Source organism: Flavobacterium sp. Root186 (genome assembly GCF_001428525.1).
GTDB lineage: Bacteria > Bacteroidota > Bacteroidia > Flavobacteriales > Flavobacteriaceae > Flavobacterium.
The window spans coordinates 70,157-89,450 of record NZ_LMHW01000016.1 but is presented as its reverse complement, the minus strand read 5'-3'; the positions used below and the strand labels follow the sequence as shown (position 1 = coordinate 89,450).

Genomic DNA, 19,294 nt, shown 5'->3' with positions numbered 1-19,294 from the left:
TTGTTTTTCTGTTGATGGTCTTCAATATTTCCGAATAGGTAGAGATAATTGGAATTTTGATTAAAATTAAAAGCCCCAACAATTTTGGGGCTTAGAATCTTTTCAGTTTACATTTAGTTGTATCGCGATTTAATCGGAATAGTTTTCATTGATACAGTTGTTTAATGAAACAGTAAATGTTGTAGAACAGCCTACGCTGGTTGTTCTAGTTACAATTCCCGTAGCAGGCCAGGTTGTATTATTAGCTTTAACTCTTATTTCACATGACTCATTAAGCGGGCTAACCATTTCTAGAGAGCTACTTGTTAAAGTCCAAGTTGCTGTTCCGCTCTCAACATTTGTTTGTTTTCTTCCAATTACATAAACATTGTAATTTATACGATCGTTATATCTGTCAAAAGCACATGTGCCTGCATCAGGACCATTTAGAAGGGTGTTACAAGCTAAGGTTGGGTACAAAAATTGAACAGCCTGTATGTCATATTGAGAAAAACCTGCCCAGCCACCATTAGAAGTAGAATTCATGATCGAATTTGGATCTGAAGCGGGAGAATTTGGGACATAATTTGTACCTGCTTCATCTGTATGTAATATCCCTACTGTATGTCCTAATTCATGTGCTACTATTCTAATTTTTGTTCCATAGTTAACGGGAATGTCTAAGTTAAGACTTACCATTGCTCCTGGCCTTCCTTCTGCACTTGGCATTAGAGCATAACCGCCAGTTGTAGTGCCTAGTATGCCTTCATCACTTCCAATTAAAATATCTGCTGTTTCTTCATGTGTCTCAACGAAGAGAATCGATGTATTACTTATATCTTTCCAGCTTGCAATTGCATATCTTATTGCATCTCTCCAGTTTCCGGAAGTTGGTATAGAGGAGTGGATTTTTACTTTAATAATTCGATTTTGTGCTGATACTAATGATGATGTGTAATTATGACGTGCTGTAAGATTTGATTTTGCATAGTCATGAATGTTTTTAGAGAAAAGCATATCGCCCTGAACAATAAAATAATCTTTACTTTCTACAATATCTTCTTTCTTAAAACCTTTTTTTAGAATTTCATTAATTACTAAAGAATTGTCATTGGTAATTTTAAGACTTGAATTTGAGTTTTCAGTGCTAACGTTGGAATCATTATTTTCACAAGAGAATAATGTACTTATTACTAATAAGGTAACAATGGCTTTTTTAATTTTCATTTGAATAATTTTGATTTATAATAATTTTCTCATATAAAAATAGAGAAACCAAAATTTCTAAATGAATGATTAAGTTAATTAAATGTTAAGCTTAATCTTGTTAAAATAATTATAAAAATAGATGTTGGAAAATAAAAAAAGCTCTAAACTTAGTTTAGAGCTTTATAAATATTTTATAATCTTATCGGATAATTAATTTTCGGGTTGAGGAGGCATTTTGTTCGCTTATTTTTATGATATAAACGCCTGGAACTAAATCTGCAACGCTAAGTTCTCTGGAAGCTAAATGCGTCTGTAGTACTTTTTTACCTAGTATATCAAAAACGATTATTTCTTTCTCCAGATCATTTTTAGAAGAAATATATACTCTTCCGCTGGTAACTGGGTTAGGGTACAAGCTTAGTCCCTCAATGCCCGCAGCGTCTTGAGTTTTTGGTAATTGCTTACTGTCTTGTGCCGAGACACTTACAGTAAAGAAAAAAGCCAATAAGAATGTAATATAAAAGTAGTTTTTTGCCATCGCATTTATTTATGTAAGTAAATATACAAAAAAAAAAAATACAAAAACTACGCCAAAAAAAAACATCCTAAATTATTAGGATGTTTTTAACATTTTATTTTTTCTAACTATTATTTAGTCAAATCAACTCCGTCAACTGTTGCCCAAGCACCAGCAGTTAAAGAAGCACCAGTAGCTGTATTACTAGGTACAAAATTTCCAGTTGGGAAAGCAACTACAATAGCGTCAGTAGCTCCAATTGGGTTGATGTTTGTAGTGTTTGTAATTTTAACATTCAAAAGTTTAATTTTTCCTGTTTTTACTTGGTGATCGTTTGTTACACCATCTAAGATGCTAACAGCGCTACCTTTGTAAGTAGTTTTACCATCTGTAGTTGTATAGTTACCGTAACCATCAATGATAATGTTGCTGTATTCTCCGTTACCTTCTCTTTTGAATTGGAAAGCATCAACTTGGTTATCATTAGCTTCAGGAACGTTACCAGCTGCTCTTTTTAAAGTAATGTTAGAAATTTTTGGACCGAAAGCATTGTCATTTAAAGAGGCTTCGATTTCCATTCCGTAGTTACCTTTACCAGTTTGGTAAGCATACCAATTAGTATTAGTAGAACCTTGCCATCCATCTTGCCAGTCAAATGAATCATCATAGTTTCCATAAGAAATAGCGTTTGTCATACTTACAGTTCCACCGAAGAATTCGAATCCATCATCAGCACCTTTATAAGATACTAAGTGATCTAAAGTTGTTCCTGAACCTACTGAATAGAAAGTAAAACCATTGTTTTCTTTTTCTCCATCAGCTAATTTAGATCCAGCATATTCTACTCTTGTGTATACTAATGAACCACTGTTATCAGCTGCATTAGTTCCACCGTAAGAAATTTTGTTACCATCTTCAGATGTACCAGTTGTTCCACCACCAGCTACTTTTGCTGGAGCGTCACCGTATACAATGATACCTCCCCAAGAACCTGGAAGTTTAGATTTTTCTGTAAATACTACTGGTTTGTCAGCAGTACCTTGAGTGATTAATTTCCCGCCTTTTAAAACAACTAATGCGTTGTCTCCTGTAGCTTTATCGATAGTAATTGTAGATCCTGCTTCAAATGTTACAGTTACACCTGAATTAATTTTTACAATACCTTTTAAAGTATAGTTACCGTAAGCGTAGGTTTTGTTTGCAGTGAATGTACCTGTAATTTCGCCAGTTGCAGGTGGAGTAACAGGAGTTGGATCATCACTACTTGAGCAAGAATTTAAAAATAATCCTGTAGCAAGAGCTAAAGCAAAAAGTTTAGTTTTCATAGTTGTGTTATTATGTGTTTTTATTTGTGTCAAAATTAGAACGATAATCTTTTTTGGGTGTTATCTGAACATTACATTACAGTTACCAAAATTGAATTAAAATGTGAAGGGAATGTTAAGAAATAAAACCCAGATATACTGTGTTTTATTTTTATTACATAATAATTTCTAGTTTTTATTGATATACAATTTTTCCAGATTTAACCTCCTTGTTAGATATAATTTTGTAGTAGTATATTCCTTTTGAATAATTTGATGGGATATCCCATTTTACAATTTTATTTGGAGTAGCTGTACCTTTAAAAACTGATTGTGTGTTCCCTAATCCTTCAGAATAAATAATTATTTCTATTTCTTCATTGTTGGAAATATTTGTTCTGAAATTAACAGAGTCTGACGTAGGGTTTGGATAAACAGCAGATATGAATGTGTCTTCATTGTTTGAAGCTTTAAGACTTGATCCAGAATTATGTGGCAACAGGATACCATTACTAGCTGAACCTTCACTTCCTGAATACACTACCCTTCTTAGTATAAAATCATTAGGCGAATTGAAATATCGATCAAAGACATCTGGAGTTAGTATTAAATTTTGTGTTGTATCAGTTAAGGTGCTGGTGTCTCCATCCTGATCAAGTATATACCAGGAATATTGATAAGAATTTGCACCTAGACCTCCTGTAGGCACACTGCCGTCTACAGTTAGTCCATTCAAGGTAATGATGTTATTTTGTATAAGGGAATTATGTGGTAATAAAAGATCATTACTAACAGAACCTTGACTTCCTGAATACACTACTCTTCTTAGTATAAAATCATTAGGCGAATTGAAATATCTATTGAAGGTAGCTGGAGTTAGTGTTAAATTTTGTGATGTATCAGGTAAGGTACTGGTGTCTCCATCTTTATCAAGTATATACCATGAGTATTGATAAGAACCAATACCTCCTGTAGGCACAGTACCATAAACTGTTAATCCATCTCTGGTAATTGTATTGTTTGCTATAAGAGGAGTTGGGATAATTGTAATTACTGTTTCATTACTTGTACCTGTATATGTTGCTGATGAAACAATCCTTCTATACGATGCGGCTGTAACAGGAATACCCGGGGAATAATTAATACCATTCGCACCTGAAATAGCAGCCCATGAACCATTTCCAATCTTTTTTTGCCATGAATAAGTAAAAGTTCCATTTCCACCTGACGGAGTGGATCCAACTATTATACTTGCAGATTGTCCTTCATAAACTGTTTGGTTTCCTGAGATATAATTATTGGTTATCGCAGTAGCTGGTGCTGCTTTATAGTTAACAGTAATTTTAATCATTTTAGATTCGGTCTGAAAACAACTGCCATCTGTAGAAAACTTATAAATAATTTGAGTATCTGTAGTGACTGTTTTCTTGAACTTGTATCTTATAGTTGTATTTTGACCTGGCGTCAATATACTTCCATTTGTATAGCTTGATGAAAGTATACCATCATTGTTAGCACATGATTGTAAAGCATTAAGAAACACAGCTTCACCGCTGCTACCATAGCAATTGACTAAAACATCAACCGTTCCTTCTACTCCCGAGTTAAGATCAATAGTTTTTGTTTGAGGACTGTAGGTAACATAATTTTGAGAAAATCCAATCTCTGCAATAAAAAACAGAGTCATCAATAATAGTAATTTTACATTTTTCATAAATAGTTCTTTAAAATTTTAAATAAAACTAGTAGGATAATTTTTATAACACGTTATATAGGTATTACATTATAGTTATCTAAAGAATATTAAATTGTCAGAAAAATGCTATGAGTTTTTTAAAGATGTATAAACAAAAAAAAGCTCCAGAGACCTGGAGCTTCGTTTTTATATTTATTTGAATGGAGACTAGAAGGTATATCCTAGTTTTACAGAAAAACCAACTCCTTTTTTGTAGCTGTTTGCTAGTAAAGATGGTTCAGCAACTTTTATAGTTCCTTCGTTTCCGAATTCTAATTTTCTTTCTGGATTTAATAAATTGTCTGCTGTAAATTTCACATCAAAATGTTCTGAAATTTTACTTGCCCAAACAAGATCTAATTGTGAAACAGGCAATTCATAAGTATGATCCTGACCATTTGTTCCTACTGCATAAATTCTTTTTCCGAACACACCATAAACAAGAGACATTGTATTGGTCCAGTCTTTTCCTAAGTTAAATTCATATTTCAAATCTGAGTTTACTAACCAGTTTGATGCACCTTGTAAATCTCTCGAACCTTTATGTGTTTCAATTGATGTGTTAGTAGTCGGGATTCCATCTTCATCTACAGATTCATATGTAGGGCTTACATTCACTTTCGTAGCCATTAAGGTTGCATTTAAACCAAATGAGAATGCTGAAAGATCTTCACTAATTCTGTTTAATCCAAAAAGGAATTCAGCTTCAGCTCCATATAAAGTTGCATTGTCAGAATTTAAGAATGTTGTAACAGTTCCTGTAGTAGCGTTCGAAACAAAAGTTCTTTCAATTGGATTATCCAGGTATTTTGCAAATGCACCTATAGTAAACATTTCTTTTGCAGTTGGGAATAATTCATATTTTAAATCAACATTGTAGTTGTCGCTATTTTTTAATATTGGATTTCCTTGTACTGAAGTTCCGTCAGCATTTTGGTATGTAATTGGAAACGATTCCATAATTACAGGTTTTGTATATGTCTTACTTGCTGCAAAACGTAAGTTTGATTTTTCATTCATTAAATATTTAATATTCAATGAAGGTAAAATATATAGGTTGTCATATTTACGGATACTAAATGGAGCATCAAAATTTCCTAACCCTCTATATTTAGTTTCTTTAGTTGTGCTTTCAACTCTCACACCTGCATTAACTTCGTATTTATCTCCGAATTTCAAAAGTAAATTGGTATAACCTGCATTTGAAGTTTCGGAAAGTTTTACTTTCCAGGTAGAGTTAGAGTTTTCTTCAAAAGAAGTACCATTATCAGCTTGAAGGTCACTTACAATATGATCATTAATATTGTTTATATTTGATGTGAATGCATTACCTCGGCTTGAAACAAATCGGTAAGAAGATTCCATTTGTGAAGCATTCCCATTGTAGCCCACTGTTAATTTGTTTTGTTTTCCGTCTTTTCCAAACTTAAGGTTGTATTCAGCCATTGCTGATACATATGAATTTCCGTCTATAGTTAAGTATTGGCGTAAAAAGTTATTAGCTCCATACGTAGTGTTTATCTCATCATCTGTTTTTTGTCCTGTAAAAAACTTTCTGTCAGGTTGCTCAAATTTAGTATCTGCGTAAGAAACACCTGCTTTCAAAGTTTGATTTTTATCTTCAGTCAAATTATATTCACCTAATAATTGAAAGTTCAAATAATCACTTTTGTCTAATTGATTCGTACGAATAAATGTGTTTTGTATCGCAGTACCGCCAGCTTGACCAAATTGATCTTTGATCTCGTTCAAAGTAGTTTTAATATAAAGCGTGTTAAATGCTAATTTAAATCTGTTTGCACTGTAATTTAATCCTAATAATGCTGATGTAGTAGTTTTAAAACGGTAATCTGTTATAACAAAATTGTTAGTATATTTTGAGCCCGTTGTCTGTAAATCTAAAGTTCTGTCAACACCTTCTCTAACTGCGTAACTATTATCGTAGTTAATAGATAATAAGTATGCAAAAGAACGCTCATTGCTTAAATCAAATTTTTCTGAGTGCAATAAATTAAAACTTGAGTTTAAAGGACTTTTACTTTTGCTTACGTTAAAACCTTTATCACCACTTACAGAATTTAAAGCCTGGTCTTTTGTAAAAGATGCTTTTGAAGCAGTTGGACCTAAAAAGCTTGGTATTTCTCTATCTTTTCCGTTAAATCCAAAAAATCCTGCAGCAGTATCTGCATCGCTTGAAAGTAAGAAATCTTTAAGGCTGTTTCCAGTTACATATCCTACGCCAACGTTAATTTTAGTAACACTTTTTGTTGCTTTTGAAGTCTGAATGTTAAATGTTCCTCCTGCAAAATCACCATAAACATTTGGGTTAAATGTTTTGTAAACATCAATAACTCCTACAATGTTTGTTGGGAATAAATCAAGCGGAACGATTTTAGAAAACGGACTGTTTGAAGGAGCAGCAAGATCATTAATCAATAAGTTGTTGTAACGATCTTCAAGACCACGAACAAATAAACCTCTTGATCCAACTTTAGTAATTCCGGTAATTTTAGTTAAGCCCTCTTCAACATCACTAACACCTTTTCTGGACATTTCCTGTGCACCAATACTTTGTTTGATTACAACAGCATTTTTTTGGTCTAATAAAAGAGCAGTTTCTTTTTCTTTGTTTGCTGTAGATTTTACCACTACATCCTTAAGAGTAAAACTTCCAGAAGAAAGTACTTGATTTATAACTACAGTTTCGTTTGCTTTTACAGTAACTGGAGCTTCTTTAGTTTCATATCCTAAAAAACTAAAAATAAGAGTATAGTTTCCGGGATTTACGCTTAACGAATATTTTCCGTCAACGTCAGTGTTTACGTTAATATTTGTACCTTTAATTAAAACATTAGCAAAAGGTAACGATGCATTGTTCGCTTCTTTGTCAGTCAGAACTCCAGAAATCGTACCTTTGTTTTGCGCGATCGAAATCGTACAGATAAATAATGCAATAAATAGAAATCTTAAATTGAATTTCATTTGTGTGTTGTGTTTAATTTATTTTTGTGCAAAGAAAGAACCGCCCTGTAAAGTTCATGTTATGGACTTGTTATGTTTTTGTGTTGTTAAGATTATGAAATTGTTACCAGATTAAATTACGGTTAACACCAATTTTTAACCGTTCATTTGTTAGTATATTTACCCTGTGAAATAAAAAACATCGGATAAATAAATAAGAATATTTGATGTAAAAATCTCAATTTTTGCTATTTATGAAAAAAACACAAACGAAGATTTTATTAGTTGACGACGAACCGGATATTTTAGAAATCGTTGGCTATAACCTCGCTCAGGAAGGCTACCAGATTGTTACAGCTTCTAACGGAAAAGATGCTATAGCAAAGGCGCAGAAAGAATTGCCGGAATTAATTATCATGGACGTGATGATGGCAGAAATGGATGGAATGGAAGCTTGCGAGCATATCAGAAAAATTCCTGAGTTAAATAATGTTATCATAACATTTCTTACGGCAAGAAGCGAAGATTATTCGCAAGTAGCTGGTTTTGATGCAGGTGCTGATGACTACATTACAAAGCCAATCAAACCAAAATTATTAGTGTCTAAAGTAAAGGCTTTGTTAAGAAGGTTAAAAGAACAAGAAGTCGTTACAGATACGCTAAATGTTGGCGGAATCGAGATTAATCGTGAAGAATACAAAATTATAAAAGGCAATGTCGAAATTGCTTTACCAAGAAAAGAATTCGAATTATTTTATTTATTGGCTTCAAAACCAGGAAAAGTTTTCAAGAGAGATGAAATCCTTGATAAAGTTTGGGGAAATGAAGTAGTAGTTGGAGGAAGAACAATCGACGTTCACATCAGAAAACTGCGTGAAAAAATAGGAGAAGACCTTTTTAAAACCATAAAAGGTGTTGGTTATAAATTTGAAGTTTAAATTTGTAAGGAACTAAGGTTCTGAGATTCTAAGGCTCTTAGGAGTTTTAGTAAAAATTTAAACGAACTCAGATTTGTTTAGATATATAAAAAAACTAAACCATATAGGGAATTAAAGATCACAGGAACTTTAATTTCTTATATGGTTTTTGAGTTAACTTTGTTTTGAGTTCAAATGTTAATTAAATAGAAGTACATTAACTCAAACCGAAAACTTAATTTAACTTAATCTCTTAATGGTTAAATGATACCAATGAAAATTAATTTTAAAAAAACATACAAATTTGCTATAAAATCGGCATTGTACATCAGTCTTTTCGCAACAGGATTTGTGCTGATTCTGATGTCTTTATTTTATAAAAATCAATTAAAACATCAAATTGCATTTGGAATCGTTTTCATAATATCAATTTATATATTCTCTTTTTTGGTTTTACAATATCGTGTAGAACGTTTTATTTACAGAAGAGTAAAGAAAATATACGATGAGGTTTCGTTATTAGAATCTACAACGCTAATCAATCAGCCCATAACGACAGACATGGAAACGCTTTCGCGAGAAGTGAAAAAGTTTGCGACTGATAAAAAGCTGGAAATCGAAATGCTCGAAATTCGTGAACAATACCGCAGGGAATTTCTGGGTAATGTATCGCACGAATTAAAAACACCGTTATTTACCGTTCAGGGTTATGTTTCGACTTTACTTGATGGCGCAATGGATGATAAAAACATTCGAAAAAAATATTTAAAACGTGCCGAAAAAGGAGTAGAACGTCTTATATATATAGTCGAAGATCTAGACATGATTACCAAACTGGAGTCTGGTGATTTAGATTTGAATATGACTGACTTTGATATTGTTGAACTGATTCAGAATGTTTTTGATTTATTGGAGATGAAAGCCGACAAAAAGAAAATCAAATTAGCTTTTGAAAGTAAAAATGTACAGTCAGTAATTATTCGCGGAGATCAGGACAGAATTCAACAGGTTTTAGAAAATCTGATTGTGAACTCTATTAAGTATGGAAAAGAAGGCGGTTTAACCGAAGTTGGTGTAGTAAACTTAACCAAGAAAAAAGTCTTAATTCGTATAAGTGATAATGGAGAAGGTGTTGAAAAACAAAACATTCCGAGACTTTTTGAGCGTTTTTACAGAGTTGACAAAAGCGGAACCCGTTCTGAAGGAGGCTCTGGTTTAGGTTTGGCGATTGTAAAGCATATTATTGAAGCTCATAAGGAGAAAGTATACGTAGAAAGTGAGTTCGGAATTGGGTCAGAATTCTCTTTTACGCTCGAAAAAGCATTTAAAATACAAAAAACCGACGTTAAAAAATCGTAAGTACGTTTTTGCTAAAAGCCCTAAAACAAAGGTATTTAACAATAAATCAACATACGCATTTAGTCGATAACATTAAATTTTTATTATAGTAACATCTGGTTAATGATTTCTTAACATAGGTGCTCCATCTTTGCATCCTGAAATTAAGGGAATTAAAGAACTAATGATAAAAAGAAAAATATTAGCCGTTTTAATGCTGATTACTTGTGCTGCAAACGCGCAGGAAATAAATAAACAGGAAGTAAAAAATGAAGTACTTCGTATTTTAGATTCTATCAACAAAGCAAAACTTCCGGAGACTAAATCAGGAGGAGGAGTCGAAGAGCACTGGTACGACAGAATCTCTTTAAGAGGTTACGCCCAAATCAGGTACAACGGGCTTTTTTCTACAAATGACAAAGTTTCCTGCGATCAATGTGATAAATCTTGGGGAACTACTTCAACCGCTCCAGATGCAAAAGCAAATAACGGACTTTTTATTCGCCGTGCACGTTTAGTGTTTTCAGGGCAGGTTCATCCAAATGTATTTTTCTATTTTCAACCCGATTTTGCGAGTTCGCCAAGTACAGGAATTCAGAATTTTGTTCAAATCCGAGATTTGTATTTTGATCTTTCTTTTGATAAGAAAAAAGAATACCGTGTTCGTGTTGGACAGAGTAAAATTCCATATGGATTTGAAAACATGCAGTCAAGTTCGCAGCGTTTAACTTTAGACCGTGCCGATGCTATTAACAGTTCAATAGCAAATGAGCGTGATTTAGGCATATTCTTTTACTGGGCTCCAGCCGAAATAAGAGAACGTTTTGACATGCTGGTTAAAAACGGATACAAAGGTTCAGGAGATTTTGGAGTATTTGCTTTGGGAGTTTATAATGGACAGATCGCCAATAAAATTGACGGAAACAGAGATTTAAATGTGGTGGCCAGAGTAACATATCCATTCGTAATTGGAAATCAGATTATCGAACCCGGAATCCAGGCTTATACAGGAAAATGGGCTTTTACCGGAGAAATTTCTAATGGAGTAACCGTTAATGATCCGCAATATGTAAAAGACCAAAGAGTAGGAGCAACCTTTGTTTTATATCCAAAACCATTCGGAATCCAGACAGAATACAATATTGGAACAGGTCCACGTTACAATACATTGACCAATACAGTAGACGAAACCGACTTAAACGGTGGTTATGTTTTATTGAATTATAAATGGGACATTAAAAAACAGCATATTTATCCTTTCGCCAAATTTCAATATTATGACGGAGGAAAAAAATACGAAAAAGATGCCAGAAGTTACGTCGTAAGAGATTACGAAATAGGTATCGAATGGCAGCCAATTAAAGCTTTTGAACTAACGGCAGAATATGTAATCGCCGACAGAACTTTTGAAGACAGTGCGCTTCCAATAAACAGACAACAAGGAAATGTATTGCGATTGCAAGCGCAGTTTAACTTCTAAAGATGATCTTCAAAAACACTAAATAGTAAATCCCAGTCTATTTCATTTTTAAATTGAGACAACCCTTTAAACGACTTTACCTTTGATAAATCCTCAATCGTAAAGTCGTCTTGCATTGCATACGGTACAAGATTTTCTTCCTGAAGTTTTATAGCCAGATATTCCTGTTCATATTGTCCCGGCGTAGGAATAAAAAAAGCTTTCATGCCTAATTTAGCCAAATCCATAACGGTTGTATAACCAGAACGGCAAAGAACAAATTCACTTTCGTTAAAAGTTTGTTCCAGCTGTTTTGAGTTCATGAAATTATAATACGTAATATTTCCTGCTTCCCATTTTTCCTGACTTTTCTCTACAATTCCCTGTACAAAAACAACTTTGCCATTAAATTTTGCAGCTTCTTTTTGCAGTTTTTCATCCAGAAAAGTACGCTGAGGTTCAGGTCCTGATAAAATGATCATCAAGTCATAAATCTTTGGCGTTTCCTTTTTCTTCATTCTGCTCAAAGGGCCAATATATCGTAGATTCAGTTCATTTGTTTTAAGATGTCCTAAGTCTCCCGTAAGATTTACTCTGTCATTAGAATCAGGAACCCAGCATTCTGTATATTTTTTTATAAAATACTGATGGCATTTACTGGTAAACCAAGTCGTGTTTCCGGTCATCACATTCAATTGATGCGTCATAAAAACAGAAGGTACTTTTTTGCTGAAAACACCCAGTCTGTTGTCAGAAATAATTCCGTCAATACCATGTTTTTTAATCCAGCTGTTTACCATTTTCTTTTCATCTAAAATGGCCGTAATCATTTTCGGAAGATTTTTAATCAGCTTCCATTTAAAATTTTTACCATTCTTAGCATATTCAATATGATAAGAAGGCAGCTCCAGGGTTTGAATGTATGGAAATTCCTTTCGTAATAAAGCCAGCGCAACACCGTCAGAAGCAATAATCGGAATAAAATTATTTTCTTGAAGCGCTTTAATTATCGGGATACATCTAGTGGCATGCCCAAGTCCCCAATTTAATGGAGCAACTAATATAGTTTTGTTAGCAGAATAATCAATGCTCATAGTTTTTAGCGCTTTTTAAAAAACGAAGATAGAGAAATATGTTTTTTATGTTATTTCGTACACATTACTAAATTATTAACTCTACAAGCGTTCTGAGGCTTTATTTTTCGTTAAAAAGAAGAATAAAATACAGCAATTCAAAAAACAAAGTTACTTATATGTTAAGTACAATTTGATGTTTTATTTAAGTTGCTGAGAATCTAAGGGACTAAGGTTCTAAGATTTTTCATTAAACAAAAAAAAGCCGAACGTAAGTTCGGCTTCAAAGTCTTGTATTTTAATATCTCAGCAGTACCTTAGCATCTTAGTACCTTAGCACCTTTCCTTAATCCTGAATATAAGTTTTGTTTCCGTTTTTGTTAATATAGTATTTTCCGCCTTTTGGTCCGGTGTAGACTTTTTTACCATTGTATTCTCCTGTAACTTTATCTGGTGTTTTTGGAGCTTTTTCATTGGTTTCTTTTACAGTTTTTGTGGCTGATTTTTTAGCTGCTGCGGCATCTTTCTTAGCAGATTTTCCTGCAGCGTCAGCGTCGGCTTTTGCTTTTTTTGCGTCAGCTTTTGCACCTTCTGCTTTGTCAGAAGCTTTTTTTGCTTTAGCAGCGTCAGTTTTTGCGCCTGCTGCTTCCTTTTTAGCTTTTGCAGCTTCTTTATCTGCCGCTTTTTTAGTGTCGCTTGCAGCATCTTTTTTCGCTTTTGCTGATGCATCTGTAGCTTTTGCGGCTTCTTTTTTGGCTTTCGCAGCTTCTTTTTTAGCATCAGCCTTTGCTTGGTCAGCATCAGCTTTTGCTTTTTTAGCTTTTGCTTCCGTTTTAGCTTTTGTTTCTTTTGTTGTTGTTTCTTTTGTTGTTGTTTCCTGTGCGTAGAAATTAGTAGATAAAACTACTATAAAGCAAAGTAATAATAATTTTTTCATGTTGGTTTAGAGTTTAAATTTCATTTAAAATTAAGCAATTAATTCTTATGTTTTTCGTAAAGTGTTAAAAATAAGCACGAAGCTGAACATTTCCTGTATGTACCGTATTTCCAGTCTCACTTTTACGCCCCTGATAGTTTAAATTAACATCTAAAAAGGAAGTAATATTTTTCTGCAGAAGTAATTTCCAAACTAAATTCTGTCCCGCCTGAAGTCCTTCCAGCATTTGAAAACCAACAGAAGAAAACTCATTTCCGGAAAATTTATTTTCATAAAAAGAAAACTCGCCATTTACCGTTACTTTCTTTTCACCGGCAAAAGAAAATGAAGTTCCAAGTCGGTTTTGAACTAAAGTTTCCAGATTTCCAATTTTGTTTTCCTTGTTCTGAAACTCATAAAAGAAATCCAGACTTGTGTTTTTTGAAAACAAATAACTGATTTTTGGTGCAAGCTGATATCCTTTTAAATCATAATTCTTTTCGACAAAATCCTCCGAAATTAAATCTGTTTTTATCGTTTTAGTAAAGAAATTAAACAACCAGCTTTTTTGGTATAAATGTGTATACTGCAATTGATGCGAACTGTTTTTGACATTTTGCGAACCTATCGAAAGCAAATTTTTACCATTATTAATAAGGTAAGAATACGTAACAGAATGTTTTTGCTTGCCGCGATTGTAAAACAAACTATTTCTGAAACTTGAATTTAAACCCAGAATATTTTCCTCTGAAGAATGAAACGGATTCAACTCTAAACGATCGCCGTTGCTTCGCACTTTGCGATCCATAATAAACGAAGTCTGATTATAGAAATAAGAAAGCAGTTTCTTTAAACCCTTTTCGTTCTGCCATTGCAGCGGATTCAGAATAACCGATTGCGAAAATTTATTCTGATTGGTTTTAATGTAAATCTGATTTGGAAGAAAGATTCGAATATATTTCGCCTGATCCGGAAAAGCTGCGATTTCAAACTCTTCCAGTTCCTGAATTCCGTTTCCGTTATAATCGTTCCAGGTATAAACGCCTTGTCCCGTTGGAACTTCGACATACGTAAATTCCTGCTGCGCAATAGTTCCTGAACTCGTTTCATAAGCCGTTCCTATCTGCATAAACTGATTAAAAAAACGATCATTATAAAGAATTCTGGAATTTAAAGAAGGTTCATTTTTTCTGCTGGAATCTGTAAAATCCAGATTTCGGTAACTCGCATAAACCGCTAAATCAGTTGTTTTATTCTGAATTAATTTTGATTTTAAAAAGTATGTCTGCGAATTGTTTACATGCTGTAAAAGACCATTTTGCAAACTATCATTTCGGCGCTGCAAATATCCCAATTCAACAAAAACCTTCGTACTGTCGCCGCGTCCAACAAAAACACCATATTCAGAAAACCTTTGGCTTAAAGCCGAAAACTGATTCGTTACTTTGTCTTTTTCCTGATTGTCTTCAATCTGCAAACTTCCGCCAACCCAGTTTTTACCAAAATGATATTTTGCCCGGGTTTGATTTCTGATAAATTTTGAAGTCGAAGCCGTTGCATCAGAATTTAAAAAACTACCCTGATTTTGAATCGTCCATTTCTTCAATTTAAACAAAGCTGTTGTTGTATGTCGTGCTCCCGAATAACTTTCGGTAAAATCTAATTTCTCAAATTGATAGGTAAACAAACCAATATTGGAAGTTTCTTTTTTCGCAAATAAATCAAAATTAACGCCCGTAACCAATAAACTCTGATTACCTAAAAGTGTCGAATTTAAATTCCAGTCGCGGTTAAATTCAATATTATACAAACGCTCAACTGATCTAAAATCCTTCTGCACAAATTGATAATTCGCAAAACCGTCCAAAGTCCAGTCTCGGGTAAAAAGACGTTTTTTAATATTCGTTTTAAAAGCAATTCCTTCATTATCAGAATCATCAATTCCGGAGAATAAATTTTTATCGTTATTACTCATTGCGATTTCAAAATCGACCAGCGTTTTTTCGTCAGGATTGTATTTTCCTAAAAAAGTCGCAACCTGAATTTTCATAGGCGCAACCAGCTGAACAATGGGTTCATAATTTCCCTGTAGAATACCGCCAACAGGCGAAACATATTCATAAATTCTTTCAACCGAATTCGTGTTCTGGATAATATAATTCCCCAGATTATTCCCAACAAGGCTGAATTTTACATTGTACAAAACATCGGCAGAATTGTTTGAATATTCATAAACTTCAACCCCGTTTATAATTGTTTTTTTGTACAATATTTTATTATCAGAATACGTGTCTTCAAATGCCGAAGGTGCTGTCATTAAACTTGGATCATCGCCCGCCTGACCCAAAATCTGAACTTGCTCTGTCGATAAATTTTGCTGTAAGGGCTGATTTTTCAAATCATTTTCAGAATATAAATAACCGCCAAAACTCCAGTTTTTATTTTCAGTTGTTGCTCCGGCGTACGTAACTAATCGGTTGTAATTTCGTTCAGAATATTGATATTCAACATTAATTCTCATCTCAGAAGTAATAGGGAAAAGTGAAGTGAAAACAATTTCTCCTGCATTATAATCAATAACATAATCATTGTTTTCGCCGCGTTTGAGCAAAACACCATTTACATAAACACGTTCAGAACCAGAAATGACCAAAACATACAATTCGCCATTTTGCCCTTTTAATTTATAGGGCCCCTGATTTCCTTCCTGACCTGTAAACGTACTTTTGGCATATTGTCCTTTTACAAACGAAACCGAGGCAAAAACATTGGTTTTACTTTTTTCAGTATCAAAATCAAAACTGGCAGAAAGTCCCTGAACTTTTTTATTGAAGCTCAGAAATTGTGTTTTCCTGTTTTCAAGAAAAACATCTCCCGCGCGAATATTCCAGTCATCGGTAAAAAGTTCCATAAAAATATTATCAAACTGATCGAGTTTTTGCGAATAACCGCCATCCTGAAGCGGAATATTATTATCCTGAAGTGAGGCCCGCAAACTGACTTTATCCGAAATTTTCCCCGTAATCTGCAAATCCAGATTAGAATTTAAAACCGTACTTTGATTATTTCCAATCGTAACGCCGCGAGTAATACTTCCGGAAGTGTTTAAACCATCAAAAGGTGTCACTTTTTTAGCATTGGCATTATCAATTTTGTATAATTTTTCAGTTCCAACATCATTGCTAACAACCTGACTGTCTTTATAAAGCCCGTATTCTTTAGTTAGAAAATCAGGATAATTTAGATAATTGACAATTAAAGTATCTGAAACCGAAGTGAATTTTTCGTTTAAAAGAAGCGTTCCTTTTTCAAAATCAATTTTATAAAAACTCGAATCAACAGGCTGGTTTTTACTGTTTAAGATTTCAAAAAAACTGGAGTTTATACTGAATTTTTCAAGATGAATCGTGTCTTTAACCGCAATTACTTTTTTTGTTTTGTACAATGATTCCGTATCCTGCGCCATAAGCCCGGAATACCAAAACAGTACCGCAAAAAACAGTAATTTTTTCAACATAAACATTTTAACTCTAAAAATTCAAAAGTAGTATATAAAATCAAGAAATTGCGAGGCTTTTATTTATTGGGAAACGAACTGATTTTGAGCTGATTTTCTCATTTTATATATCATATTTAATTATAATTTGAAATATAATTTTCATCATACATCAATCTTTTTTTTAGCTTTGTTCAGGATATAACGAACTTAAAATATGGATACTGGCAAAGAACTTTTATTCTTTTTTAGTGCTTTGGGAGCTTTCAACGGAGTAATTCTCGGGATTTATTTTTTCTTTTTTACCAAGAAAAAGTACCTGACTAATTATTTCCTTGGAGCACTTTTGTTTGCTTTAAGCATCAGGATTGGCAAATCTGTATTTGTTTACTTTCATCCAGAACTGCCCAAAATGTATCTGCAGTTTGGGTTAACAGCCTGTTTTTTTATTGGTCCTTGTTTGTATTATTTCCTGAAATCGGCAGTGGAAGAAATCAATGTAATGCCAAAATCATGGAAATTCATATTCTTGTTTTGGGGAACAATAATTGTGGCTGCCGGAATTTTATATCCGTATGAATACTATCCGGAAATTTGGAGAGGTTATTTTATAAAAATCATTTATTTTCAATGGTTTGTTTATATCGTTTTTTCAGCCTTTGCAATTAGAGGTGTTTTAAAGAAAATCGGGAGCACAAAAGAAAAAACAACTCCTTCAGAAATGTGGTTTGGAATGCTTTTTCTGGGTAACTTTTTATTGTTTCTTTTTTATTTTTTAGCCATTATGGGCGCTCCAGGGGCAACCTATATAAGCGGAGCCGTTGTTTTTTCTTTTATTTTATATCTGATAATTTCCATTCTTTTATACCGAAAAAGAACCGATGATTTGTTTTTATTGAATGCCCAGAAAATTTCGGGTAAAAAAATAGATTCTGCTGAAGCCATTATTATTGCTGAAAAACTGGAAAATATAATGAACGATAAAAGTTTGTATAAAAACCCAAACTTAAATCTGCAGGATTTGTCAAAGGAAATTAATATTTCGAGTCATCAATTATCGCAGTTTTTAAATAACAATTTAGGAAAGAATTTTACCAGTTTCGTAAATGAATTTAGAATAAACGAAGCTTGTAAAATCATAACTTCAAGCGACAAATTGACTTTAGAATCTGTTGGTTATGATGTGGGCTTTAATTCAAAATCTACATTTTTTGCCGCTTTTAAAAAACATACCGGAACAACGCCGCTTAATTATCAGCTTCAGGCATTACAAACTTAGATATGAGTTTAGGTAAAGAAATATTATTCTTTTTTGGTGCTTTGGGCGCCTTTAACGGATTTATTCTAAGTCTGTACTTTTTGTTTTTTACAAAGAAAAAATACCTTCCGAATCTGTTTCTTGGGGCACTTTTATTCGTATTAAGTACTAGAATCGCCATTACCGTTTTTGTATATTTCAATAATAATCTGCACAAAACTTATTTACAAATTGGTCTTTCAGCTGGTTTATTAATCGGACCGCTTCTATATTATACTTTAAAATCAGGAATTCAGAATACAATTCCGCTAAAATGGAAATCGCATTTAGCCATTTGGATTGTTACTGTTTTGATAATTGGTTTTGTGCTTCCATACCAAAATTATCCTGTTTTATGGAATGATTATTTTGTGGCTTTTATTTTCCTTCAATGGTTCTCCTATATTTTTATTTCAGGTTTTGAAATTAGATTATTGCTGGAGAAAATAATACAGAATTATCAAAATACACTTCCATCAGAAAGATGGTTCGGAACAATTTTTTTGGGAATTACTTTAGTATTTATATCCTACTTTTTAGGATTTGTCAGAGTTCCGTTTGTTTCCTGCATTACCGGAGCGCTCGCTTTTACTTTTATTTTATACCTGATAATTTTGGTTCTTTTATACCGAAAAAGAACCGATGATTTATTCCTGCTCAATATTCAGAAGGATAAAAAACTGAATGAGGAAGAAGCTCTGATTTTGTCTCAAAAACTGGAAAAAGTAATGAACGAAAAAGGATTATACAAAAATCCGAATTTGAGTTTAAAAGATTTATCTCAAGAAATAAATATCCCAAGTCATCAATTGTCACAGTTTTTAAACAATAATTTAGGAAAGAATTTTACCAGTTTCGTAAATGAATTCAGAATCAATAATGCCTGCGAAATTATTACTTCAAATGATAAGCTGACTTTAGAATCTGTTGGTTATGATGTAGGTTTTAATTCTAAATCTACATTCTTCGCAGCTTTTAAAAAACATACCGGAACCACACCTTTAAATTACCAAATTCAGGCTTTACAGCCGTAAAACGGAGTATCAATTTATAAATTCGTACTCCTGATTTCGCTTTCGATTACCTCGTTTCA

The 19,294-nt window shown here is 33.1% G+C and carries 13 protein-coding genes; 5 read left to right on the top strand and 8 right to left on the bottom strand.

Features of this window, described 5'->3' with window-relative positions:
* Window positions 1-129 precede the first annotated feature (129 nt).
* From ASD98_RS21045 to ASD98_RS21025, 5 genes are all read right to left on the bottom strand, one after another.
* Entirely contained in the window at window positions 130-1,206 is a 1,077-nt protein-coding gene (locus ASD98_RS21045; protein ID WP_056208431.1) for a M57 family metalloprotease, read from the bottom strand.
* 181 nt (window positions 1,207-1,387) lie between these two features.
* The gene (locus ASD98_RS21040) at window positions 1,388-1,726 is read right to left on the bottom strand and encodes a T9SS type A sorting domain-containing protein (protein ID WP_056208428.1); all 339 of its coding nucleotides are present in this window, start codon (window positions 1,724-1,726) and stop codon (window positions 1,388-1,390) included.
* Window positions 1,727-1,836: 110 nt separating this feature from the next.
* Window positions 1,837-3,030: a hypothetical protein gene (locus ASD98_RS21035; RefSeq protein ID WP_056208425.1), complete on the bottom strand. Its 1,194-nt coding sequence runs from the start codon at window positions 3,028-3,030 to the stop codon at window positions 1,837-1,839.
* Between the two features lie 175 nt (window positions 3,031-3,205).
* Window positions 3,206-4,696, bottom strand: coding sequence for a T9SS type A sorting domain-containing protein (locus ASD98_RS21030; protein ID WP_157849162.1), 1,491 nt, complete (start codon window positions 4,694-4,696; stop codon window positions 3,206-3,208).
* A gap of 216 nt (window positions 4,697-4,912) precedes the next feature.
* Entirely contained in the window at window positions 4,913-7,726 is a 2,814-nt protein-coding gene (locus tag ASD98_RS21025) for a TonB-dependent receptor (protein ID WP_056208419.1), read from the bottom strand.
* Between the two features lie 233 nt (window positions 7,727-7,959).
* Here ASD98_RS21025 and ASD98_RS21020 point away from each other — a divergent pair, with 233 nt between their 5' ends.
* From ASD98_RS21020 to ASD98_RS21010, 3 genes are all read left to right on the top strand, one after another.
* Entirely contained in the window at window positions 7,960-8,643 is a 684-nt protein-coding gene (locus tag ASD98_RS21020; protein WP_008465097.1) for a response regulator transcription factor, read from the top strand.
* 252 nt (window positions 8,644-8,895) lie between these two features.
* Window positions 8,896-9,981, top strand: coding sequence for a cell wall metabolism sensor histidine kinase WalK (locus ASD98_RS21015; RefSeq protein ID WP_056208416.1), 1,086 nt, complete (start codon window positions 8,896-8,898; stop codon window positions 9,979-9,981).
* 163 nt (window positions 9,982-10,144) lie between these two features.
* Window positions 10,145-11,440, top strand: a complete 1,296-nt coding sequence (locus ASD98_RS21010; protein WP_056208413.1) for a porin — start codon at window positions 10,145-10,147, stop codon at window positions 11,438-11,440.
* Here ASD98_RS21010 and ASD98_RS21005 read toward each other — a convergent pair.
* The 3 genes from ASD98_RS21005 to ASD98_RS20995 form a co-directional block, all read right to left on the bottom strand.
* Window positions 11,437-12,513, bottom strand: coding sequence for a glycosyltransferase (locus ASD98_RS21005; RefSeq protein WP_056208409.1), 1,077 nt, complete (start codon window positions 12,511-12,513; stop codon window positions 11,437-11,439). The genes ASD98_RS21010 and ASD98_RS21005 overlap by 4 nt on opposite strands.
* Window positions 12,514-12,838: 325 nt before the next feature.
* Window positions 12,839-13,429: a hypothetical protein gene (locus tag ASD98_RS21000; protein ID WP_056208406.1), complete on the bottom strand. Its 591-nt coding sequence runs from the start codon at window positions 13,427-13,429 to the stop codon at window positions 12,839-12,841.
* Between the two features lie 64 nt (window positions 13,430-13,493).
* On the bottom strand, window positions 13,494-16,925 hold the full coding sequence (locus ASD98_RS20995) for a hypothetical protein (protein ID WP_056208404.1): 3,432 nt from the start codon (window positions 16,923-16,925) through the stop codon (window positions 13,494-13,496).
* Between the two features lie 196 nt (window positions 16,926-17,121).
* Here ASD98_RS20995 and ASD98_RS20990 point away from each other — a divergent pair, with 196 nt between their 5' ends.
* Window positions 17,122-18,183 (top strand): AraC family transcriptional regulator, encoded by a 1,062-nt coding sequence (locus tag ASD98_RS20990; protein WP_056208402.1) that lies wholly within the window; start codon window positions 17,122-17,124, stop codon window positions 18,181-18,183.
* Between the two features lie 2 nt (window positions 18,184-18,185).
* On the top strand, window positions 18,186-19,235 hold the full coding sequence (locus ASD98_RS20985; RefSeq protein ID WP_056208399.1) for an AraC family transcriptional regulator: 1,050 nt from the start codon (window positions 18,186-18,188) through the stop codon (window positions 19,233-19,235).
* Window positions 19,236-19,294 lie beyond the last annotated feature (59 nt).